Here is a 21,346-nt window from a genome sequence, read left to right as displayed (position 1 = left end):
GGTCACCAACCACCCGGGAGCGGGCGTCCCTCGGCGAAACCGGCGGCGGACTGGACGCCCAGTACCACCTTGTCGTGCAATTCCTGCAGAGTCGAGGCACCGGCGTAGGTCGCGGTGCTGCGGACTCCTGAACAGATGTGGTCGATCAAGTCCTCTACTCCGGGGCGGTCGGGGTCGATACGGATGCGCGAGGAGGAGATGCCCTCCTCGAACAGCGCTTTCCGGGCACGATCGTATGCGGCGTCGGCGGACGAACGCGCGGCGACGGCGCGTTTCGACGCCATGCCGAAGCTCACCTTGTATTCGCCTGCGGAGTCGGCGTGCAGGTCGCCCGGCGACTCGTACGTTCCGGCGAACCAGGAACCGACCATCGCATTCGATGCGCCGGCCGCCACCGCCAGCGCCACGTCCCGCGGGTGCCGGATGCCGCCGTCCGCCCACACCGCCGCACCGTGCTCGCGTGCGACGGCGGCGCATTCGGCGACCGCCGAGAACTGTGGCCGGCCGACGCCGGTCATCATCCGCGTGGTGCACATCGCGCCCGGGCCGACACCGACCTTGACGATGTCGGCGCCCGCCTCGATCAGATCGAGCGTGCCCTGTGCGGACACCACATTCCCCGCGGCCAGCCGGACGCCGAGATCGGCGCCCGCGATTGCGGCGAGCGCACTGATCATCTTCTCCTGATGTCCGTGAGCGGTATCGACGACGAGCAGGTCGGCCCCGGCCTCGACCAGTGCGCGGGCCTTGCCGACCACGTCCCCGTTGATGCCGACCGCGGCACCGATCCGGAGCCTGCCCGAGGCGTCCACGTTGGGGCGGTAGATACCGGACCGGAGCGCGCCGAGGCGGGTCAGCACGCCGGCGAGCTCGCCGGCTCCGTCGGTGAGTACGGCCAGGTCGGCGTTCGCCTCGACCAGCGCGTCGAAGACAAGCCGGGGGTCGGTCTCGGCGGGCAGGGTCACCGGCACGGGCTCGGCGACCGAGGCGACATCGGTGAAGAGGTCGATCTCGTGTCCGGGCGCCGCGCGTGGGATCAGTCCGATCGGCCGACGTCCGTCGAGGACCACCGCGTAGCCGTGCGAACGCTTCGGGATCAGTGCCTGCGCATGCGCCATCACGTCGGTCGCGCAGAGGGTGACCGGCGTCTCGGCCACCAGGTGCGCATTCTTGACGTAGGCGATGGTCCGGGCCGCGACATCGAGCGGCACGTCCTGCGGAAGCACCACCAGGCCGCCGCGTCGCGCCACGGTCTCGGCCATCCGCTTTCCGGCGATCGCCGTCATATTGGCGACCACCAGCGGGATGGTGGTGCCGGTGCCGTCGGAGGTCGACATGTCGACGTCGAACCGCGAGGCCACCGACGACCGGTTCGGAACGATGAAGACGTCGTCGTAAGTCAGGTCGTAGTGCGGTGCGTGGCCGTCCAGGAAGCGCACGGGGAACCTTTCATGTCACAGCGTCTCGGCGGTCGTCAGTGGTGGGCGATGAGGCGGCTGAGCTCGGTGAGCCAGGGGATGGCCACCGCGAGGGTCGGAACGACCAGGATGGCCGCGGCGAGCAGGTAGGCCGTCGCCGAGATGCGGCGTGCGGAGTGCATGTATGAGAGCCGCCGGACGCGGACGAGGGTGGTCGGGCCGCCGACCGCCATGGCGCCGCGAGGTGCGGTCGCGTCCGCGCAGGCCACCAGTGCGCGGCCGAGAGTGGTGGGAGTGGTGGCACGCGCGGCCTGATCGTCGGCCAGGGCCTCGGCCAGCAGTTCCACCGACCCGAGCGCGGACTTGGACCGGACGAATCGGGGGAAGGCCTCGTGCAGCGCGATGAATGCCTCAAGCACCAGATCGTGCCGGGCCCGCAGGTGTGCGCGTTCGTGTTCGATGACGGCGGTCAGCTCGCGCTCGTCGAGTCGAGCCAGCACCCCTTCGCTGAGGACTACTCGCCTGCGCAGTCCGGGCAGGCAGTAGGCGAGCGGCGCGGGGACGTCGAGGATCCGGATGTCGCGCCCGGCCGCGAGCCTGCGGTCGGCGTTGTCGACCAGGTCGATGAGCGTGCGGTGCGCATTGCGTCGCGCCCGCGTGCGGATGCCGACGCGGATCACGGTGTACATCAGGCGCGCGCCGATGAGGAAGGTCAGCGCGAAGACCGCGACGTAGACCGTCCAGAGAAACCAGCCGAGCCGGTGGATCTCTTCGATGGGATTGCTGGTCGGCGCACCGTTGGGCCCGGGCGAGAGCAGGTTGGCGGCGATCGCGAGCCCGGTGCTGAATGCCGACAGCACGGCTGCGAGGGCGATCGACTGCCACAGGGCCATCGCCGCACGCGGAGCGTAGAGCGGCCAGGTGGCGCGGGAGAGGGAAGCGGGGATCGGTCCGACCAAGGCGATCGTGAGGATGCCGAACAGCAGCGCCGTCATGGCCCTCCCCAGGTCGTCGGAGTCGGTGATCTCATGTCAGGGTAGTCAACTGTGGCTGCCGCGCGTGGTTTCCAGCTCATCGAGAGCTTCGCGCAGTGCCGCGGCTTCGTCCGCGCCGACTCGTCCGACGAACGAGACGAGGGCCGCGTGACGCGAGTCCGGGGCGTCGGCGGAACTGAGTGCGTCGACCATCAGCTTGGCCACGAGGTCCTCGCGCGGCGAGGTGGCCGTGTACTGGTGTGCGCGGTCGTCACGGATCTGGGTAACCAGACCCTTCTTGGTGAGACGCTGCAGCACGGTCATGACGGTCGTGTACGCGAGAGGGCGGCTCTTGGCCAGTTCGGCATGCACCTGACGCACGGTCTGTGGCGTCGCGGACGCCCACAGGGTGTCCATGACGGCACGCTCGAGATCGCCCAATCCATTCATCTTCTTCATCTTACGTCGACTCCCTGATTTCTCCGCTTCGTGCCGGTCATGGATCGTGTCGGTCGAGGCCGCCATCGCTCACGATTGTGTAACGCGTGAGGCGGGGAAGGAGTTCCCGTCGGCTCTGCGGCGGACCGTGTTGACACGAAACTAAGGTTAGCCTACATTCATCACCAAGGATCGCGTGAGAGTCCTGAGGGCTGCAGAGACCCCCGATCCGCGACGGTGACCCCCGTGTTCGATGAGGAGCGCGGGGGTCACTGGCGTCTGGCCTGCCGGCAGTGGCAGGGTTCACGTATGGAAGAGACGTCAATTGCGATCGACCCGACCGAGGCCCGAGGCCTCGACCGACTCCTCGGCTTCACCGTGACCCACGCAGACGGCGAGGGACTGCGCGGCACGCTGGAACTCTCCGAGATCCACCATCAGCCCTTCGGCATCACTCACGGCGGTGTGTACTGCGCACTGGCCGAGAGCGCCGCGAGCATCAGCGCCTTCTGCTGGCTGCAGGAGAGCGGACTCGGCGGGACCGCCGTCGGTGCGAACAACTCGACCGATTTCCTCCGCTCGGTGTCGAGCGGGACGCTGTCGGTGTCGACCAGCCCGATTCACCGGGGCCGCCGCCAGCAGCTCTGGCAGGTCGACATCACCGATCAGACGGGCAGGCTCGTCGCGCAGTCGCGGGTCCGCCTGCAGAACATCGAGACACCCGCGGGCTGAGAATGCCGATCGGGCCCTCTCGCCGCGGCGAGAGGGCCCGGATCACGGGAACGATCGGTCAGCCGGCAGTGTCGGTCCGTTCGGGGCCGTCGCCGTCGGCGCGGGCGGCCTCGGCCAGCCGGAGCCGTTCGAGATAGGACAGTTCGGTGAGGGCGGTCCGCGCGTACACCTGCTGCTCGGTGACCGCCAGCTGAGTGCGCCCGCGGGTGTTGAAGGCGAAGAACCAGTTGATGATGGTGTTCAACCGGTTGCGGAAGCCCACCAGGTACACCAAGTGGAGTGCGAGCCAGCCGAGCCAGGCGATGTAACCCTCGCTCTCGAACTTCCACTTGGTTCCGGGGATCGGCACCTGCATCACGGCGCTGAAGCGTGAGACGGTGGCCATCGAGCCCTTGTCGAAGTAGCTGAAGGGCTTGCGCTGGTCGGGCGTCTGCCCCTTGCGGATCTCCGCGAGAATCGCGTCGGCGGCGTACCGGCCGCCCTGGATCGCGCCCTGCGCGACTCCGGGGACGCCGTCGACCGCCATCATGTCGCCCACGACGTAGACGTTGGGATGACCGGGGATCGTGAGGTCCGGTCCCACCTTCACCCGGCCCGCGCGGTCGAGTTCGGTGTCGGACTGATCGGCCAGCACCTTGCCGAGCGAACTGGCCTGCACACCGGCCGACCACACCTTGCACTGGCTCTCGATGCGCCGGGTGGTGCCGTCCTTCTCCTTGACGGTGAGACCGTCGTAATCGAGATCGGTCACCATCGCACCGAGTTGCACGTCCACGCCGAGGCGTTCGAGCCTGCGTCGCGCCTTCTCGCCGAGTTTGGGGCCGAAGGGCGGAAGAACGGCGGGCGAGGCGTCGAGAAGGATGACGTTCGCGTCGGTCGGATCGATGTTGCGGAACGCGCCGCGGAGCGTCTTGTCGCTCATCTCGGCGATCTGACCCGCCAGTTCCACACCGGTCGGGCCCGCACCGATCACGACGAAGGTCAGCAGCTTCTTCTGCTCGGCCGGATCGTTGGAGAGCTCGGCCTGCTCGAAGGCGCCGAGGATGCGGCCGCGCAGTTCCAGTGCGTGGTCGATGGTCTTCATGCCGGGTGCGTACTCGGCGAAATGATCGTTGCCGAAGTACGACTGGTCGGCCCCGGCGGCGATGATCAGGTCGTCGTAGGCGGTCTCGGTGACGCGCTCGAGCAACTGCGAGCGGACCACCTGGTTCTCGAGATCGATGTCGAACACCTCGCCCAGGAGGACCCGGGTGTTCTTCTGCTTCCGCAGCACCACCCGGGTGGCCGGGGCGATCTCGCCCTCGGCGATGATGCCGGTCGCGACCTGGTACAGCATCGGCTGGAACAGGTGATGGGTGGTCTTCGCGATCAGGGTCACGTCCACGTCGGCCTTCTTGAGGCGCTGTGCCGCGAACAGACCGCCGAAACCGGAGCCGATGATCACCACCTGTCGGCGGCGCCGCAGGCTGGTGGCTGGGCTGCTGGTCATTGAATGTCTCCTGGGTGGTGGGTTCACATGACGAGGTGAAGCGGATGCTCGGTGATGCCGGGCCCCTGACCGATCACGGTAGTCCGCGACGATCAGGCGGTCATCTCGACGGTGCCGGGGCCGCGCGCACGGTGCCGGGGTCCGGACGGTGCGACGGCTGCGGGCCGGCGGGTCCGGAGCCAATCGGCGCGGCAGATCTCGTACTCCACATCGTGACCGGTGAATCCGTCGTCGAACTGCTCGCGACGCAGGTGTTCGGCCGCCAGACGCATTCCGAGTTTCTGCATCACCCGCTGCGATCGCATGTTGTCCGGGTGAGTGCTGGCGAAGATCCGCTCGGTCCCGGTCTCGGTGAAGGCGACCGAGATCAGTGCGGACGCCGCCTCGGTCGCCAGTCCTCGGTGCCACGATTCGCGCCGCAGCCGGTAGCTGAGCTCCAGCTCCGGCACCGCCGAATGCCGGGGTGCCCGCAGCCAGACCCAACCGGTGAACAGCCGGGTTCGGCGGTCGAACGCGACCCAGAGGCCGGTTCCGCATTCGCGGAACTGCGCCTGGGATCGGGGGATGACCCAATCGGTGATCATCGCCGGCGCAGTGGCTTCGCCTCCGGTGACGAACTCCATCACCACCGGGTCGGCGTCCAGGCCGTGCAGCAGCGGTGCGTCGTGAGGTGCCACGGGGCGCAGCCGAAGTCGTCGAGTCCCGATGTCCACGTGGGGAGTGTATCGGCGACGACCGACATCGCGGCGCGACTTCGGGTCCGTCGGCGAGGCGCACCGACCGACCCGTCCCGGCGGGCCGGACTGTCGGAGGCGGGCGATAGGGTGCACGCATGCCCGACACACCGTTCGTCGTCGAGATTCAATTGCGCTGGGGCGACATGGACCCGCTCAGCCACATCAACAACGTGCAGTTCGCGCGGATCCTCGAGGAGGCTCGGGTCCGGGCCATGCACCTGTGGTTCCAGAAGGACGATCGGCGGTTCGGCTTCCTGATCGCGCGGCAGGAGATCGAGTTCGTCACTCCGCTCCTCTATCACCACGAATCGGCCAAGGTCGAGATCTGGATCTCGCGGATCGGCGAGAAGTCGTTCGACTACGGCTACCGCGTCCGCGCCTGGGACGGCGAACTCGCTGCGCTCGCCGAGACCACCTGTGCCGTGGTGGATCTCGCGACCGGCCGACCCGCGCCGCTCCCGGAGGCGGTGCGTGCGGGGCTCGCCGAACACACCGGCGGGGAAGTGGAGTTCCGGCGGCGCCGCTGACACCGTCCCAGACGGCCGAGCAGTCCGGTAGCGCCAGTTGAGCAGAGGGGAGAGTCGCCAGTGCTGACCGTGCACCGCGCCGAGCAGGCGGGATGCCTCGTGGAGGCGCTCGCCGACACCCTGTCCCGGCCGCTGGCCGATCCCATGCGGACCGAGATCGTCGCGGTCCCCGAGCGCGGAGTGGAACGCTGGCTCCGGCAGCAGCTGTCGCTGCGGCTCGGCACCTCGTGCGGCGGCGACGGCATCGCCGCGAACATCGCCTTCGACTCGCCGTCGTTCCTGCTGCGTCAGGTGCTCGACGGCGTGTCGGACGATCCCGAGGCCGCCGAGAGCTGGTTCGCCGATCGTCTGCGATGGCCGGTGCTGCGGGTGGTGGACGGCCACATCGACGATCCCGTGCTCCGCGTTCTCGCCACACATCTCGGGACCGGAGACGCCCGCGCCGATCGCGGACGTCGGCTCTCGACCGCGTCGACCATCGCCGCACTGTTCACCTCGTACGGATGGCAGCGGCCGACGATGATCGCCGAGTGGGCCTCCGGCTCCGACACGGACGGTGCGGGAGGAGAACTCGCCGAGCATCTGCGGTGGCAGCCGTGGCTGTGGCGGCTGGTCCGCGAGGAGGTGGGGCATCCGCATCTGGCGGAGCAACTGCCGGTCGTGGTGGACCGTCTGCGCGCCGACGCGGACGCCGTCGACCTTCCCGAACGGCTCTCGTTGTTCGGGGCCACGCGGATCCCGCAGACGCTGCGAAACGTGCTCGCGGCGCTGTCGGAGCGGCGCGAGGTGGGCTTGTATCTTCCGCATCCCTCGCCCGAACTGTGGTCGGCGGTCCAGACCGCGGGGCCGCAGCGGAGTGGACGGCTGCGCGCCGAACGCCGACCGGTGCGCGTGCGGCACCCATTGCTGGCGAGCCTGTCCCGGGACGTGCAGGAGCTCCAGGAGGTGCTGGCGCCCGCGGTCGGCGCCACCTGCCACCATTCCGCGGAACACCGTCGTCCCGCGACACTGCTGGGTGCGCTTCAGGACGGCATCAGGCGCGACGATCCCGGGCGCCCGGCCGAGGGCGAGGGACTCGACCCCGGTGCCGACGGCAGCGTCGAGGTGCACGCCTGCCACGGTCCGCAGCGCCAGGTGGAGGTGCTTCGCGACCGGCTTCTGCACCTGTTCGACGCCGACCCGACTCTGGAACCGCGCGATGTGCTCATCATGTGTCCCGACGTGGAGGCGTACGCACCGCTGATCGGCGGGGTCTTCGGGCAGTCGAGCCGCGTCGGCGACCATCCGGCCTTCTCGCTGCGCGTGCGGCTCGCCGATCGGGGCATCCGTGCGCAGAACGCGGTGCTCGACGTGCTCGCCCGCGTCCTCGACCTCGCGGCGGGCCGGGTCCGGGCCGGCGATCTGCTCGATCTGGCCGCGACGGAGCCGGTGCGCCGCCGGTTCGGCTTCACCGACGACGATGTCGACACGATCACCGGCTGGGTCCAGCGCTCAGGTATCCGGTGGGGCGTCGACGAGACCCAGCGGCGCCGATTCGGGCTCGGCGGTTTCCCCCAGGGCACCGTGCGGACCGGGCTCGACCGCATCCTGCTGGGCGTGGTCGCCGAGGAAGCGGAGAACGAGTGGCTCGCCACCGCTCTGCCACTGTCGGGAATCGATTCGACGGACACCGATCTCGCCGGAAGATTCGCCGAGTTCGCCGAGCGCCTGACCACACTGCTCGAGACCGTGTCCGAACCCCATTCCTCCGGTCAATGGCTGCGAACGATGATCCACGCCGCCGATCTGCTGACCCACACCGACTCGGAGACCGAGTGGCAGCGGGCGCAAGCCGTCGGCATGCTCACCGATGCGCTCTCGGTTCCCGAGGGAACCCCGGAGTCCGAACTCAAGCTCGCCGACATGCGCGATCTGATGGCGCAGCTGCTCATCGCGCGTCCGACGCGATCGAACTTCTGCACCGGCGAACTGACCGTGTGCTCGATGGTGCCGATGCGCTCGGTGCCGCATCGGGTGATCGTGGTGCTCGGCATGGACAGCGGTCAATACCCGCGGGCCGGGGCCGTCGACGGCGACGACATCCTCCAGGTGGCGCCGATGGTGGGGGAACGGAATGTGCGCGACGAAGACCGCCAGGTGTTCCTCGACGCGATCTGTGCGGCGACCGAGCACCTGCTGGTGTTCTACACCGGCGCCGATGCGCTGACCGGTGCCCGGACGCCGCCGGCGGTGGTGGTCTCCGAGCTGCTCGACGCCCTGCGCGGGGTGCTCGGGGTCAGCGTCGGCGATCCGGTTCCGGTGCTGTACCGGCACACCCTGCACGCGTTCGACGAACGGAACTTCGTCGACGACGGTTCCGGGCCCTTCAGCTACGACGCGGCCCTGCTTCCGGGCGCCCGTGCTCTGAGCGCACTCACCCGATGCCGCGAGCGGGGACCCGCGCTGCCGGTGATCGCCGATGAGAGACTCCCGCGGGCGCCGGGCGATGCCGACGTCGACCTCGACCTCGACGAGCTCATCAGCTTTCTGGCCGCACCGGTGGAGGGTCATGCACGGCAGCGTCTCGGCGTGGGTCTGCCCGAACAGGCCGACGAACATCGGGACGAACTCGCCGTGGAGTTGGACGGTCTCGAACGGTGGGGCGTGGGCAACCGCTACCTCGACGCGCTGCTCAGCGGTGCGGATCCGCACGCCGCGCAGGGAGCCGAACTGCGGCGCGGCAGTCTGCCGCCCTTCGCGTTCGGAACCAGAGAGTTCGGTCCCATCCGAGACAAGGCGCAGGCGGTGGCGACTGCCGCACACGGCTATCGTGACGATTCCGCCGACGCCGTCGACGTCCGCGTGGTGCTGCCCGACGGCCGCCGGGTGTACGGGACGGTCGGAGACGTCTTCGCCGGCAGGCTGGTGCCTGTCAGCTATTCGCGGCTCGGGCCCAAGCATCGCCTCGCGGCCTGGATCCGGTTGCTGGCGATCCGGGCCGGTTCCGACCGCGACGTCGCCGAAGCCGTCGTCGTCGGCAGTGCCTCCGGTCGGTACCCGTCGGCCAAGGTGAGTCGAATCCGCACCCCTGACGACGCAGGGGACCTGCTGGCGGTGCTCGTCGCCATCCGTGACGCGGGACTGACCGCGCCGATCGGCCTGACCCTCGATGCCGCGGTGGCCGCGGCGTCGGAGTTCGGCAGGTCGGGCGACCCGGCGAAGGCCCGGCGTCGAGCCGAGTGGGCGTACAAGAAGTCGTACGGCGATCAGAACCGGTACGCCGGGCTCGTCTTCCACGGGGATCCCGACGCGGCGGTCGGATTCGAGACGATGGCCGCGGCGGTGCCGCAGCCGGAGGCGCTGTCGTCCGTGGCGGGTCTGCTGCCCGGCGACGACGCGACCGACATGTACATCCGACTCGCCGCGGCCCTGTTCGGGTCGCTCCTGGCGCACGAGGAGGACCGATGACGGCACTCGGAAGCGACACCGCCTTCGATCTCACCGGACCGCTGCCCACCGGGACGCTGGTCCTCGAGGCCAGCGCGGGCACCGGCAAGACATACGCGATCGTCGCGCTGGCCGTGCGCTACATTGCCGGCGGCGTCCCGGTGTCGGAGTTGCTCATGGCGACGTTCTCGAACGCGGCCTCCGCCGAATTGCGGGACCGGACGCATTCTCGTCTCACCGAGTGCGTCGCCGCGCTGCACGATCGGGCCACCGCACGCACGTCCGGCGACGATCTGATCGCCTTCCTGGCCGACGCGGACGCCGACGAGGTCGCACGGCGGCGTCAACGGCTCGCGGACGCCCTGTCGGACTTCGACGCCGCCACGATGGCGACCACCCACACCTTCTGCAATCGAATGCTCTCGGTCCTCGGCTTCCTCGGCGGCCGTCAGCAGCAGTTCCCGATCCTCGAGAACGTCGACGACATGGTCGCCGAGCTCGCGCGAGACGCTTACCTCGCGCGTTTCGCCGGCGACCCGGATTCGGCGCCCGGGTACGCCGAAGCCGAGCAGATCGCCGTCGCCGCGGTCCGCGATCCCGCTGCGGCACTGGCTCCGGACCGGGAGGACGAGCGGACCGAGGAGTCGGACCTACGAGTGTGGATCGCTCAGCAGGCGCGCGCACACACGGCGCTGCGCAAGCGGCTGGCCAGGGTCCGCACTTACGACGATCTGCAGCAGGCGCTGTTCGAGATCGTCACCGACGCCGAGATCGGCGATGAGGCGTGCCGCCGGATCCGCGCACAGTTCTCGGCCGTGCTCATCGACGAGTTCCAGGACACCGATCCTCAGCAGTGGGAGATCGTCAGGCGATGCTTCCACGATCACCTGCCGCTGGTGCTGGTGGGCGATCCGAAGCAGTCGATCTACGCCTTCCGCGGCGCCGAGGTGCTGAGCTACCTGAACGCGGTCGAGGCGGCAGACGAGCGGCAGCGGCTGACCGTGAACTGGCGTTCGGACGCCGCGGTGGTGGACGGGCTCGGCGCGCTCTTCGAGGGCGCGACGCTCGGTCACCGACAGATCGCCTATCAGCCGGTTCGGGCGCACCGTTCCGGATCGCGGATCCACGGCGCGCCCGCGGTCCGTATCCGCGGATTCCTGCGCGGCGACTTCACCACCACGACGCAGGACGGCACCACTCCCTTGGTCGCCGAAGTCCGCGAGCGCGTCACCGACGACGTCGCCGACGACATCGCGGGTGTGCTGGGCGGCGACGTGACCATCGACGACGGCTACGGCGCCCGGTCGGTCGAACCCGGCGACATCGCTGTTCTGCTCCGCGCCAACCGCACGATCGCACCGCTGCAGCGTGCCCTCGCCGAACGGGGCATCGCCTCCGTCGTCACCTCGGGCACCTCCATCTTCGCCACACCCGCGGCCCGATACTGGTGGTACGTCCTGTCCGCCATCGATACGCCGTCGCGACAGCCACGCGTGCGTCTGGCCGCGCTGACGCCGATCCTCGGACTGTCGGCCCAGACGCTGGAACGGCAGGGCGACACGGGTGTCGGAGCGCTGTCGGGACGGCTGGCCGAACTCGGTCGCGTCTTCGCCGACGGCGGGTTCGCGGCGATGGCCGCACGGCTCTTCGGCGAGTTCGGCACCGCGGAGCGATTGCTCGGCGTCGACGGAGGCGAGCGTCTGCTCACCGACGTGCTGCAGATCTCCGAACTGTGCAATCGGCATGTCACCGAGTCGTCGACCGGGATCGCCACGCTGGTCGACTGGCTCGGACGACAGATCGACGAGGGTTCGCAGTGGGGACAACAGCGTGACGCGACGCGACGGCTCGACCGCGACACCGAGGCCGTCCAGATCATGACGGTCCACGCGAGCAAGGGACTCGAGTTCCCGATCGTCTACGTGCCGTTCGGCTGGGACGGCGCCAGCCACCCGAATCCGGCCACCTTCCTGTTCCACGAAGGCGATCGCCGCTATCTCGACGTCGGAGGGAAACAGGCGCGCGGCTATGCGCGCCGCGATCGGCAGTCCCGCTCCGAAGGCGCCGGTGAGGATCTTCGACTGCTCTACGTGGCCGCGACCCGAGCCCGCAGCCAGGTGGTCCTGTGGTGGGCGCCGAGCACGACGACTGCGCGCGGGGCCCTGCACCGGCTGCTCTTCACCGCCGACGAGCGTCGACTGGCCGCACGGTCGGGCGACCTGTCGCCGATTCCGGACACCGTGCCGATCCCGGCCGGGGACACCGAGTGCGTCGGCGCTCTGCGCGGCGTCGCAGCCGGGAACCCCTCGGTCGTCGTGGAACCGGCGGGTCGCCGCGGCCGCACCGAGTGGCGCCCTCCGTCCGACGCGGGCACGCCTCCGGAACTGAGCGTGGCACGGTTCACGAGAAGCATCGATCAACGGTGGCGCCGAACGTCGTATTCGGCCATCGTGGCCGCGGCGCACGCGGCATTCCACGCCGAGACGCCCGGACCAGCCTCGCCGGTTCAGGCGGGGAGCGAACCCGAGGACGTGCTGCGGCCCGACGAGCCCGATGACGCGCGGGCGGAGGCCGGTGCGGTGTCCGGAGAAGTCGTGGGCACACCGTCGCTGATGAACGGGCTGCCCTTCGGCGCCGGATTCGGAACCCTCGTCCACGAAGTACTCGAGCATGTGGACACCGCGGAGCCGGATATGGCGGCGCACGTGCGTCAGATGTGCGTGCAGGGCGCCGCGGCACGGGGAGTCGAGATCGACGTCGATGTTCTCGCCCGCGCGCTGATCGGGGTGCTCACCACACCTCTGGGATTCGGCGATCTGTGGAGCATCGAACCCGGCGCGCGACTGGCCGAGATGGACTTCGAACTGCCGTTGTCCGATACCGCCGGCGGGTTCGGCCTCGAGGAGGTCGGAGATCTGCTCGCGCGGCATCTGCCGGGCGACGATCCGCTGGCACCGTATGCGGAAATGGTCCGGACGGTCTCCGACGAGACCTTCACCGGCTATCTCACCGGCAGCATCGACTCGGTGCTGCGGACCGCCGAGAACCGATTCGTGGTCGTCGACTACAAGACCAACCGCCTGCGTCCGGGGGATCTGGCGGTCGAGGACTTCGGTCGCGAGGCGATGGCCGAGGAGATGATGTCCGCGCACTATCCGCTGCAGGCACTGCTGTATTCGGTGGCACTCCACCGCTATCTGCGCTGGCGGCTCGCCGGCTACGACCCCGCACGGCATCTGGGTCCGGTGCAGTATCACTTCGTGCGCGGGATGGCCGGTCCGCAGACTCCGCCCGGCTGCGGCGTCTTTCAATGGGACCTGCCGCCCGCCCTGATCGTCGAGATGTCGGAGCTCCTCGCCGGCCGAACGGAAGGAGTGGGGCGATGACCGACCCGTCCGCGACCGCCGGAGCACTGTCGGACCGCTGCGCGCCGCAGCGTGTGGCCTCGGGATCGGATCTGCTCACGACGTTCAACGCGGCGGGTGTGCTGAACGCCGCCGATGTGCACGTCGCCAGGCGCGTCGCAGCGCTGTGCGGCGGACCCGTCGACGAGCAGGTGCTCCTTGCCGCAGCGCTGGCGGTCCGTGCCGTCCGGACCGGTTCCACCTGCGTCGAGCTGGACAGGATCGCCGATCTCGCGGCGGCCGGTGACGACCAGACGCCGCTGCCGTGGCCCGCACCCGACGCGCTGCGTGCGGCGCTGGCCGCGTCGCCGCTGGTGATCGGCGGCGGCACCGGCCCACTGCGACCGCTCGCCCTTGCCGAATCGGCCGACGGCCCGCTGCTGTATCTGCGCAAATTCTTCCGGCAGGAACAGAGCATCCGGCAGATCCTCGACGCACGCGCCGCGAGCCGGCCCGCGGTCGACGCAGCCGTGCTGACGGCGGCGCTCGATGCGGCGTTCGGGGCCGGCGACACGAGCGGCTACGACCGCCAGCGTGCCGCCGCGGCGCTGGCGGCCACCTCGTGGACCACCGTCCTCGCAGGCGGTCCCGGTACCGGCAAGACGTACACGGTCGCTCGCATCCTGGCCGTGATGGAGACGCTGTTCGGCGGCGACCTCCGGATCGGGCTGTGCGCGCCCACCGGACGCGCCGCGGCCCAGTTGCAGACGGCGATCGGGGAGTACCGCCGCGAACACCAGACCCTGCGGAGTGACCCCGCCGCGGTGACCGTGCATCGCCTGCTCGGATCTCGGCCGGACGGAACGTTCGTCCGCGGGGCGGGCAACCGTCTGCCTTTCGACGTCGTGGTGGTCGACGAGACCTCGATGCTCCCGGTCACGATGATGTGCCGTCTGCTCGAATCGCTGCGCGCCGACACCCGGCTCATCCTCGTCGGCGATCCGCACCAGCTGGTGTCGGTGGAGGCGGGCGCGGTTCTCGCTGACCTCGTCGACCGGGATGTGACCGCCGGGGCCGGCGCCGTGCTTCCGGACGCGTTCACGGCTGTGTGCGATCTCGCGGCGGCCGACTTCGATTCGGCGGAGACCTCCGCACTGGCGCGCGGCGTCATCACGCTGCGCCGCGGACACCGCTACGGAGACCGCATCGGCGAGGTCGCCGAAGCGGTCAACGCCGGCGACGCGGACCGGGTGATCGAGCTCATCGGCCACGGCGCGCGGTCGGAGCATCCGGTCCGGCTGATCGATCCGGATGACGCCGACGTGGTGCGGACCGAAGCCGTGGGCTGGGCACGGAGCCTGCGCGAGGCGGCGCGGAGCGGCGACGCCCGCGGCGCCGTGGTGGCACTCCGGGGGCACCGCGTGCTGTGCGCGCACCGGGACGGTCCCTACGGGGTCGCGGGCTGGTCCAGACGGGTGATCGGCTGGATCAGCGACGACCTCGGCGGTGCGGCCGGAACGGGCCGCTGGTATCCGGGCGAACCGCTGCTGGTGACCGCGAACGACCGGACGCAGGACGTCTACAACGGCGATTCCGGAGTGGTGATCGACGATGCAGGCGGGCTCGCCGCGGTCTTCGAACGCGGTCATGAGATCAAGCGGCTTCACCCGAGTCAGCTCGCCGACGCGATTCCGGTCTACGCCATGACCATTCACCGGAGTCAGGGCAGCCAGTTCGGCACGGTCACCGTGATCCTCCCGCCCCCGGACGCGGAACTGCTGACGCGGGAGTTGCTCTACACGGCGATCACCCGCGCCGAGCGCGAGGTGAACATCGTCGGCACACCGGAATCCCTGCGCGCCGCCGTCGGCCGCCGGGTGGCGCGGGCGTCAGGGCTGCGCACCGATCTCGTCGAGGTCGTGTCGCCGGCCTGAGCCGGGAGTCAGGCGAGCTCGGCTCCGCCCGGAACGAGATCGCGCCGCAGATACGACTCCCACTGCAGAAACAGTCGCTGCGGATCGCGGGGGAGTGCTCCGAAGGCCTTCATCGACGCGCTGCGCGCGATCTCCGTCTTGTGCGAGACGATCGCGCGGATCTTGCTGCCGAGGCAGTCGTCGACGTCGACGGCGAGGTCGATCCGGTCGCTGGGCGTCCCGGACACGGGAAGATGCGAGTCCTCGGTGAGGTGCGGTTTCAACGTGGTCACGGTGGTCTCGGGAATGGTGATGAAGTAGAGCGAACGGACCTGCCAGGGCTCGCCCGCGTCGGGGCGGTAGGCGCCGATCGCCGCGGCGTCGGCCGCGGCGCACGTGAGCCGGTTGGCGTGGATGTGATCGGGGTGGCCGTACATGCCGTAGGCGTCATAGGTGACGAGGATGTGCGGCTTGATCTCCCGGATGTGTGCCACCAGAGCCGCGACCTGCTCGTCGAAGGGCGCTGAGACGAACGGAGTCGCGCCGGGCGCGGACTCGGGGACGAAACTGTCGGCGTAGCCGAGCATGATGGGCTCGCGAGACAGTCCCAGTTCGCGGGCGGCGTCGAGCAACTCGCCGTGGCGCGCGGTCCCGGGCACCCACGTGCATGTCACCAGCGAGACCTCGCCGCCGCGCCGGGCGTGTCGTGCCATGGTGCCGCCGGTCCACAACGACTCGTCGTCGGGATGAGCGTGGACGAACAGAGCACGTGGAACCCCAGACACGCCCTTCACAGTACGCGCAGCCGCCCCGGTACACTCAGCGGCGCGAAATCAGCTCAACGATGAGGAGTTACGCGGTGACCTCGCAGGTGTACGAGTTCCAAGCCCAGGCACGCCAACTGCTGGATCTGATGGTTCATTCGATCTATTCGAACAAGGACAGCTTTCTTCGCGAACTGATCTCCAACGCGTCGGACGCGGTCGACAAGCTCCGCTTGGAAGGCTTGCGCGACAAGGACCTCGACGTCGACATCTCCGATCTGCACATCCGGCTGACCCCGGACGCCTCCGCTCGGACGCTGACCGTGTCCGACAACGGCATCGGCATGTCGCGCGAGGAGGTCGTCGACCTGATCGGAACCGTGGCGAAGTCGGGCACCGATGAACTGCGCCGGAAGCTCGCCGAGACCGACGCCAAGGACGCCGGGGAACTGATCGGCCAGTTCGGCATCGGCTTCTACTCGGTGTTCATGGTCGCCGATCGCGTCGAACTGGTCACGCGCAAGGCCGGCGAGACCGTCGGAACGCGCTGGGAGTCGACCGGCGACGGGACCTACACCCTCGACGAGGCCCCCGACGCTCCGCAGGGCACGTCGATCACCCTCACCCTCAAGGCCGTCGACGAGGAGAACGCGGTCCACGACTACGCCGACCAGAACGTGCTGCGCGCTCTGGTCAAGAAGTACTCCGACTTCATCTCCTGGCCGATCCGCATGCGGGTGACCAAGCAGGTGCCTGCCGCCGAGGAAGGCGGCGAGCCCACGACCGAAGAGGTCGACGAGACCCTGAACTCGCAGAAGGCGCTGTGGGCGAAGTCGCCCGGCGAGGTGTCCGAGGAGGAGTACGCCGAGTTCTACCGTCACATCTCGCACGCCTGGGACGAGCCCCTCGAGACCATCTCGCTGCACGCCGAGGGCACGTTCGAGTACCAGGCCCTGCTCTTCATCCCGTCGCAGGCGCCGTTCGATCTGTTCATGCGCGAGCGCACCAGCGGCATCCACCTGTATGTCAAGCGCGTGTTCATCATGGACGACGCCGCCGAGTTGATGCCCGAGTATCTGCGGTTCGTCCAGGGCGTGGTCGACGCCGCGGATCTGTCGCTGAACGTCTCGCGCGAGATTCTGCAGCAGGACCGTCAGATCCGCGCCATCCGGCGACGTCTGGTGAAGAAGGTCATCTCGTCGGTCCAGGAACTGCAGGACCGTCGTCCGGAGGACTACCAGACCTTCTGGAGCAATTTCGGCCGCGTCTTCAAGGAAGGTCTGATCAACGACCACGACAACGCGAAGGCGATCCTCAAGGCGTCGGTGTTCGGGTCCACCCACAGTGAGACCGAGCCGACCACACTGGTCGACTACCTCTCGCGGTGCAAGCCCGATCAGGACGTGATCTACTACATGACCGGCGAGTCGCGGACGCAGATCGAGCGGTCGCCGCACCTGGAGGCCTTCCGCGCGAAGGGCATCGAGGTGCTGCTGCTGTCCGATCCGGTGGACGAGGTCTGGGTCTCCTCCGGTCTCGACTTCGAAGGCAAGCAACTGGTGTCGGTGGCCAAGGGCGTCGTCGACCTGGATGACGCCGACGCGGACGCCGACGGCGAGGAGAAGTCGAAGCGCGACGAGGAGTTCGCACCGCTGCTGTCCTGGCTCGCCGAGACGCTCGCGGACGACGTCTCGGAGGCGCGGCTGAGTTCGCGGCTGACCGAGTCGGCGGCGTGCCTGGTCGGGGACACTTTCTCGATGACCCCGCAGTTGGAGAAGCTGTATCGGGCGTCGGGCCAGCCGGTGCCCAAGTCGAAGCGGATCCTGGAGCTGAATCCGGACAACGCCCTCGTCACGGCCCTGCGGAGCAAGTTCGACGCGGACGGCGACGATCACACGGCTCTCGAACCGACCGCCAAGCTGCTGTACGCGACGGCGGTGCTCGCCGAGGGCGGAGATCTCGACGATCCGGCGGAGGTCGCGAGGCTGTTGGCCGACACGCTCACCAGAGACCTCGGCTGACCCGGTGGGGATCCTCACGCGGCTGGCGATCCTGATCGGGTCGATCTCCTGGCTGCCGCGGTACCTCCCGTGGATCGTGAAGGCGGACACCGTGCTTCAGAAGGTCTCGCGCGGCCGAGTGGATCTGCTGCGGATCGCCGGACTGCCCGGGATCACCATCACGGTGCGCGGCCGCAAGAGCGGAGTGCTGCACTCGACGCCGGTGCTCGCGGCGCCCGACGGCGAGGACTGGATCGTCGCCGGCTCGTACTTCGGGGGACCGCGGACGCCTGCGTGGGTCTACAACATCCGGGCCGCCGATTCGTTCGACGTCGAGGTTCACGGGGCGGCGACGCGGATGTCAGCGACCGAGCTCTCCGGCGTCGAGCGCGCCGCCGCGTGGGACCGGCTGCTCGGCGTGTGGCCGAACTTCACGTTGTACGAGAAGCGCACGACCCGGGTGATTCCGCTGTTCCGCCTGCACCGCGTGAGCTGACCGTCGTCGCCGGGCCGTCCGCCGGCCGCTCCTGAACGACGACTTGTTCACAACCCTCCGAAACAGCAGTGGTCCCCGACGGATTCGTTCCGTCGGGGACCACTGCTGTTTCGTGTTGTTCGGGCCGTCAGCCGACGCCGAGCACCGCGACCGGAGAGTTTCCGAGTTGCAGGCTCAGGCGCTCGTTGGCGCTCTGGTTCATCCGCGCGGCGATCCGGCGAATGTACGCGTGAAAGGTGGACGCAAAGGTCGAACCTGTGCTGTTTCGCATGGTGGAGACCTCCTTCGTTCTTTGCAGTCCATACCTTTGTAACCTCCGCGCAAGGTGAAGTCAAGCGTTATTCGGGCCGCGTTAACCTTTCGTTCACCTAATCAAGGTTGCGGTCAACGGCTCAGTCGAGCAATGCGGCGAGGCGTTCCACCTCGGCCACGGTGCCGGGGGAGACGAGCATCGTGGTGACCCCGGCGCGCTCCCAGACAGCCATCTGTTCGCGTACGTGGGCCTCGTCGCCGACGATCGCCGAATCGTCCACGACCGCGTCCGGGATGATCGCCGCGGCCTCCTCCTTGCGGCCGGACCGGAACAGCGCGGTGACCTCGTCGACTACCTCGGCGTAGCCCATTCGGCGGTAGACCTCCGCATGGAAGTTGGTGTCCTCGCTGCCCATACCGCCCATGTACAGCGCGAGGAAGGGCTTGATCGCGGAGTAGGCGGCGGCGACGTCGTCGGTGAGGACGATCTGCGCCACCGCGGCGATCTCGAACGTCTCGCGGGTGTGGCGGGCGCCGGGTCGGGCGAACCCCTTGAATCGCCCCGGGTTTCGTGGAGGCTCGGTTAGTTGGATCCGACCTCGGTGAGGACCGGATTCTGACGGTAGTGCTTCGTGGGTTGTGATGCCCAGTGGTTGGCCTCGAATTCAGCTGGCGGGACGAGCCCGATCTCGCCGTGAAGCCGTCGGTGGTTGAACCAGTCGACGTATTCAGCGACCGCGATCTCGATGTCACCGACGTTCTTCCAGCCGCCCTTGGGCCGCATGACGGGGTTGCGGATGCACTCAGCCTTGAACAGCGAGTTGAGCGCCTCGGCCATGGCGTTGTCGTAGCTGTCGCCCTTCGACCCGACGGATGCGACGGCGTTGGCCTCGGCGAGCCGCTCGGTGTAGCGAATCGCTCGATACTGGACTCCTCTGTCGCTGTGGTGGATAAGGCCAGTGAGGTCCTGGTCGGCGCGCTGCCGGGCCCACAGCCCCATGTCGAGGGCGTCCAAAGCGAGGTCAGTGCGAAGCGAGGTCGACACCTGCCAGCCGACGATCATCCGGCTGAACACATCTAGGACGAACCCGACGTAGGCCCACCCGGCGTGTGTTCTGACGTAGGTCAGATCGGCCACCCACAGCTGGTTCGGTGCAGTGGCGACGAACTTCCTGTCGACGAGGTCTTCCGGACGTTCGGTCTCGGCGTCGGCGCCGATGGTGGTCTTGCGGGTCTTCTCCCGACCGATGCCACGTAGGCCCTCATCCTTCATCAGTCGCTCGACGGTGCACCTGGCGACCTTGAGGCCCTCGCGGTTGAGCTCGGCGTGAATCTTGCGGGCGCCATAGACGCCGAGGTTGGCCTTGTGAGCATGCCGGATATCGATGACCAGCTCAGCGTCTCGTACCGCACGTGCCGAGGGTGGCCGCTTCTTAGCGGCGTAGTAGGTGCTCGGGGCGATCTGCACGCCGGCGTCCTTCACCACAGCGCAGATCGGCTCGACCCCGAACCGGTCGCGGTGCTGATCGATATAGTCGACCAGCACCGCGGTGGGTACCTCTACTTGATCTTGCGGTCGAGCTCCGCTGCCGCGAAAAAAGCCGCAGATGTCTTCAATATCGGCGGATTCAAGCGGTGGGCGCAAGAAGCTCTGCGAGCTTCTCTGATGGTGTCAGATAGCCCAGAGTCTTGCGCGGTCGGCTGTTGAGGCTGTCCTGGATCGCGTCCAACTCCTCGCGGGTGACGGCGCTCAGGTCGGTGCCCTTGGGCAGGTACTGACGCAACAGGCCGTTGGTGTTCTCGTTGCTCCCGCGCTGCCAGGGCGAGTGGGGATCGCAGAAGTAGATCGGGATACCCGTGGCAGTGGTGAACGCCGCGTGCTGCGACATCTCCGCGCCCTGGTCCCAGGTGATCGTTCTGGCCAACGAGGACGGTAGTTTGCTGATCGCGGCGCGCATCGCTGCCTCGACCTGCTCGGCTGTCTTGCCATCTGGGAGGTGCAACAGCAGCGTCATCCGCGTCGATCGCTCGACGAGCGTCCCGACCGCGCTGCGGCTGCCCTCGCCAAGGATGAGGTCGCCTTCCCAGTGTCCGGGCACGGCGCGGTCGTCGGCTTCTGCGGGGCGTTCGCTGAGCATCACCATGCCGGGGATCCGGCCGCGGCCGTCAGTGGTGCCGCGGGGCTTTCGGGCCGCTCTTCCGGACCGTAGACACCGCGCCAACTCGCGGCGCAACTCGCCTCGGCCCTGGACAAACAGGGACTGGTAGATCGTCTCGTGGCTCACGCGCATCTCCGGATCATCGGCGTGATCCAACCGTAGGCGCGCCGCGATCTCCTCGGGGGACCACAACTGCTCCAGCCGGCTGGAGACCTCCTCGAGCAACCGGCCTGACGCGAGCTTGAAAGACTTCGGCCGACGAGCTTGATCGCGAGCGCGTTCGTGCGCATGCCATGCCGAGTAGCCGCAGCGACCACCGCCGCGCTTCACCTCGCGGCTGATGGTCGACACCGCGCGCCCCAGGTGCTCGGCGATCGCGGTGAAGGTGTCGCCACGATTGATCCCCACCAGGATCTGCTCGCGCTCGTCAATCGTCAGGCAGCCCTGGCGTGGCTCCCAGCCGAACGGCTTGGCGTCGGCGTGCCTGCCGGTGCGGGCCATGATCCCGACCATCGGCGCGCTGCAGCCGATCTCCTTGGCGATGTCGACCAGCCGCCAACCCCTCGCATGCAGCCTGAGTGCCAGCCGCTTCTGCTCCCGACTGAGATGACCGTGCTTGCCCTGCATCCGGATCCTCCTGTGATCAGTGACTGCCTCATCTCACAGGACTCGTTGCA

At 68.7% G+C, this 21,346-nt stretch carries 16 protein-coding genes, 1 pseudogene and 1 other annotated feature; of the genes and pseudogenes, 7 read left to right on the top strand and 10 right to left on the bottom strand.

The genetic code is table 11. The features are described from left to right. Positions 1 to 2: 2 nt before the first annotated feature. The 3 genes from guaB1 to P5P27_RS10185 are packed head-to-tail and all read right to left on the bottom strand — an operon-like array spanning position 3 to position 2,851. Positions 3 to 1,439 carry a GMP reductase gene (guaB1, locus tag P5P27_RS10195; protein WP_006895068.1) on the bottom strand — a complete coding sequence of 479 codons (1,437 nt, stop codon included), beginning with the start codon at positions 1,437 to 1,439 and terminating at the stop codon, positions 3 to 5. 35 nt (positions 1,440 to 1,474) lie between these two features. After that, a complete protein-coding gene (locus P5P27_RS10190; protein WP_006895067.1) occupies positions 1,475 to 2,413 on the bottom strand; it encodes a M56 family metallopeptidase in 939 nt (312 codons plus the stop codon). Between the two features lie 45 nt (positions 2,414 to 2,458). Next, positions 2,459 to 2,851 carry a BlaI/MecI/CopY family transcriptional regulator gene (locus P5P27_RS10185; protein WP_278127390.1) on the bottom strand — a complete coding sequence of 131 codons (393 nt, stop codon included), beginning with the start codon at positions 2,849 to 2,851 and terminating at the stop codon, positions 2,459 to 2,461. Positions 2,852 to 3,139: 288 nt separating this feature from the next. Here P5P27_RS10185 and P5P27_RS10180 point away from each other — a divergent pair, with 288 nt between their 5' ends. Further along, positions 3,140 to 3,562, top strand: coding sequence for a PaaI family thioesterase (locus tag P5P27_RS10180; RefSeq protein WP_045537875.1), 423 nt, complete (start codon positions 3,140 to 3,142; stop codon positions 3,560 to 3,562). Positions 3,563 to 3,620: 58 nt separating this feature from the next. Here P5P27_RS10180 and P5P27_RS10175 read toward each other — a convergent pair whose 3' ends face one another. Both P5P27_RS10175 and P5P27_RS10170 read right to left on the bottom strand, forming a co-directional pair. Beyond that, positions 3,621 to 5,051 (bottom strand): NAD(P)/FAD-dependent oxidoreductase, encoded by a 1,431-nt coding sequence (locus P5P27_RS10175; protein ID WP_278127389.1) that lies wholly within the window; start codon positions 5,049 to 5,051, stop codon positions 3,621 to 3,623. A 92-nt stretch (positions 5,052 to 5,143) separates the two neighbouring features. Next, positions 5,144 to 5,764: a GNAT family N-acetyltransferase gene (locus tag P5P27_RS10170; protein WP_006895062.1), complete on the bottom strand. Its 621-nt coding sequence runs from the start codon at positions 5,762 to 5,764 to the stop codon at positions 5,144 to 5,146. Between the two features lie 119 nt (positions 5,765 to 5,883). Between P5P27_RS10170 and P5P27_RS10165 the strand changes: the two genes are divergently transcribed. Genes P5P27_RS10165 through recD form a run of 4 tightly spaced genes read left to right on the top strand, consistent with a single transcriptional unit; the run spans position 5,884 to position 15,019 of the window. Further along, on the top strand, positions 5,884 to 6,315 hold the full coding sequence (locus tag P5P27_RS10165) for an acyl-CoA thioesterase (protein WP_062367703.1): 432 nt from the start codon (positions 5,884 to 5,886) through the stop codon (positions 6,313 to 6,315). Positions 6,316 to 6,375: 60 nt separating this feature from the next. Then, complete coding sequence (recC, locus tag P5P27_RS10160; RefSeq protein ID WP_278127388.1) at positions 6,376 to 9,762, top strand: exodeoxyribonuclease V subunit gamma; 3,387 nt, start codon at positions 6,376 to 6,378, stop codon at positions 9,760 to 9,762. Then, positions 9,759 to 13,127 (top strand): UvrD-helicase domain-containing protein, encoded by a 3,369-nt coding sequence (locus P5P27_RS10155; RefSeq protein WP_278127387.1) that lies wholly within the window; start codon positions 9,759 to 9,761, stop codon positions 13,125 to 13,127. The genes recC and P5P27_RS10155 overlap by 4 nt, the downstream gene beginning before the upstream one ends. Then, positions 13,124 to 15,019 carry an exodeoxyribonuclease V subunit alpha gene (recD, locus tag P5P27_RS10150; protein WP_278127386.1) on the top strand — a complete coding sequence of 632 codons (1,896 nt, stop codon included), beginning with the start codon at positions 13,124 to 13,126 and terminating at the stop codon, positions 15,017 to 15,019. Before P5P27_RS10155 ends, recD begins: the two co-directional genes overlap by 4 nt. 8 nt (positions 15,020 to 15,027) lie before the next feature. Here recD and P5P27_RS10145 read toward each other — a convergent pair whose 3' ends face one another. Beyond that, on the bottom strand, positions 15,028 to 15,792 hold the full coding sequence (locus tag P5P27_RS10145) for a PIG-L family deacetylase (protein ID WP_006895056.1): 765 nt from the start codon (positions 15,790 to 15,792) through the stop codon (positions 15,028 to 15,030). A gap of 50 nt (positions 15,793 to 15,842) precedes the next feature. On the opposite strand from P5P27_RS10145, the gene htpG reads away from it, so the two are divergent. Together htpG and P5P27_RS10135 are read left to right on the top strand one after the other, a co-directional pair. Then, positions 15,843 to 17,783 carry a molecular chaperone HtpG gene (gene htpG / locus P5P27_RS10140; RefSeq protein ID WP_039866851.1) on the top strand — a complete coding sequence of 647 codons (1,941 nt, stop codon included), beginning with the start codon at positions 15,843 to 15,845 and terminating at the stop codon, positions 17,781 to 17,783. Between the two features lie 4 nt (positions 17,784 to 17,787). Further along, positions 17,788 to 18,258: a nitroreductase family deazaflavin-dependent oxidoreductase gene (locus tag P5P27_RS10135; protein WP_006895053.1), complete on the top strand. Its 471-nt coding sequence runs from the start codon at positions 17,788 to 17,790 to the stop codon at positions 18,256 to 18,258. Positions 18,259 to 18,385: 127 nt separating this feature from the next. Here P5P27_RS10135 and P5P27_RS10130 read toward each other — a convergent pair whose 3' ends face one another. The 4 genes and pseudogenes from P5P27_RS10130 to P5P27_RS10115 all read right to left on the bottom strand — a co-directional run bounded on the left by P5P27_RS10130 (position 18,386) and on the right by P5P27_RS10115 (position 21,296). After that, positions 18,386 to 18,529 (bottom strand): hypothetical protein, encoded by a 144-nt coding sequence (locus P5P27_RS10130; protein WP_156150511.1) that lies wholly within the window; start codon positions 18,527 to 18,529, stop codon positions 18,386 to 18,388. A 121-nt stretch (positions 18,530 to 18,650) separates the two neighbouring features. Next, positions 18,651 to 19,064 (bottom strand): annotated as a pseudogene (locus P5P27_RS10125) (LLM class flavin-dependent oxidoreductase); the annotation flags it as partial. Positions 19,065 to 19,093: 29 nt separating this feature from the next. Then, positions 19,094 to 20,155, bottom strand: coding sequence for an IS3 family transposase (locus P5P27_RS10120; RefSeq protein WP_278127385.1), 1,062 nt, complete (start codon positions 20,153 to 20,155; stop codon positions 19,094 to 19,096). Next, positions 19,964 to 20,113: a sequence feature (AL1L pseudoknot), on the bottom strand. Its footprint overlaps the gene before it by 150 nt. Next, on the bottom strand, positions 20,139 to 21,296 hold the full coding sequence (locus P5P27_RS10115; protein WP_006896665.1) for an IS30 family transposase: 1,158 nt from the start codon (positions 21,294 to 21,296) through the stop codon (positions 20,139 to 20,141). The genes P5P27_RS10120 and P5P27_RS10115 overlap by 17 nt, the downstream gene beginning before the upstream one ends. Positions 21,297 to 21,346: the final 50 nt, after the last annotated feature.

Source organism: Gordonia sihwensis, from assembly GCF_029632925.1.
In the GTDB taxonomy this organism is placed as follows: domain Bacteria; phylum Actinomycetota; class Actinomycetes; order Mycobacteriales; family Mycobacteriaceae; genus Gordonia; species Gordonia sihwensis.
Note: the sequence above shows the minus strand (reverse complement) of the source record. Positions and strands in the feature narration are given on the sequence as shown.

What these genes read in the sequence shown, in the direction of transcription:
- P5P27_RS10180 (WP_045537875.1), top strand. Translation starts at nt 3,140, where the DNA reads ATGGAAGAGACGTCAATTGCGATCGACCCGACCGAGGCCCGAGGCCTC.
- P5P27_RS10190 (WP_006895067.1), bottom strand. Translation starts at nt 2,413, where the DNA reads ATGACGGCGCTGCTGTTCGGCATCCTCACGATCGCCTTGGTCGGACCG.
- P5P27_RS10130 (WP_156150511.1), bottom strand. Translation starts at nt 18,529, where the DNA reads ATGCGAAACAGCACAGGTTCGACCTTTGCGTCCACCTTTCACGCGTAC.
- P5P27_RS10115 (WP_006896665.1), bottom strand. Translation starts at nt 21,296, where the DNA reads ATGCAGGGCAAGCACGGTCATCTCAGTCGGGAGCAGAAGCGGCTGGCA.
- recD (WP_278127386.1), top strand. Translation starts at nt 13,124, where the DNA reads ATGACCGACCCGTCCGCGACCGCCGGAGCACTGTCGGACCGCTGCGCG.
- P5P27_RS10155 (WP_278127387.1), top strand. Translation starts at nt 9,759, where the DNA reads ATGACGGCACTCGGAAGCGACACCGCCTTCGATCTCACCGGACCGCTG.
- P5P27_RS10165 (WP_062367703.1), top strand. Translation starts at nt 5,884, where the DNA reads ATGCCCGACACACCGTTCGTCGTCGAGATTCAATTGCGCTGGGGCGAC.
- P5P27_RS10185 (WP_278127390.1), bottom strand. Translation starts at nt 2,851, where the DNA reads ATGAAGAAGATGAATGGATTGGGCGATCTCGAGCGTGCCGTCATGGAC.
- htpG (WP_039866851.1), top strand. Translation starts at nt 15,843, where the DNA reads ATGAGGAGTTACGCGGTGACCTCGCAGGTGTACGAGTTCCAAGCCCAG.
- P5P27_RS10175 (WP_278127389.1), bottom strand. Translation starts at nt 5,051, where the DNA reads ATGACCAGCAGCCCAGCCACCAGCCTGCGGCGCCGCCGACAGGTGGTG.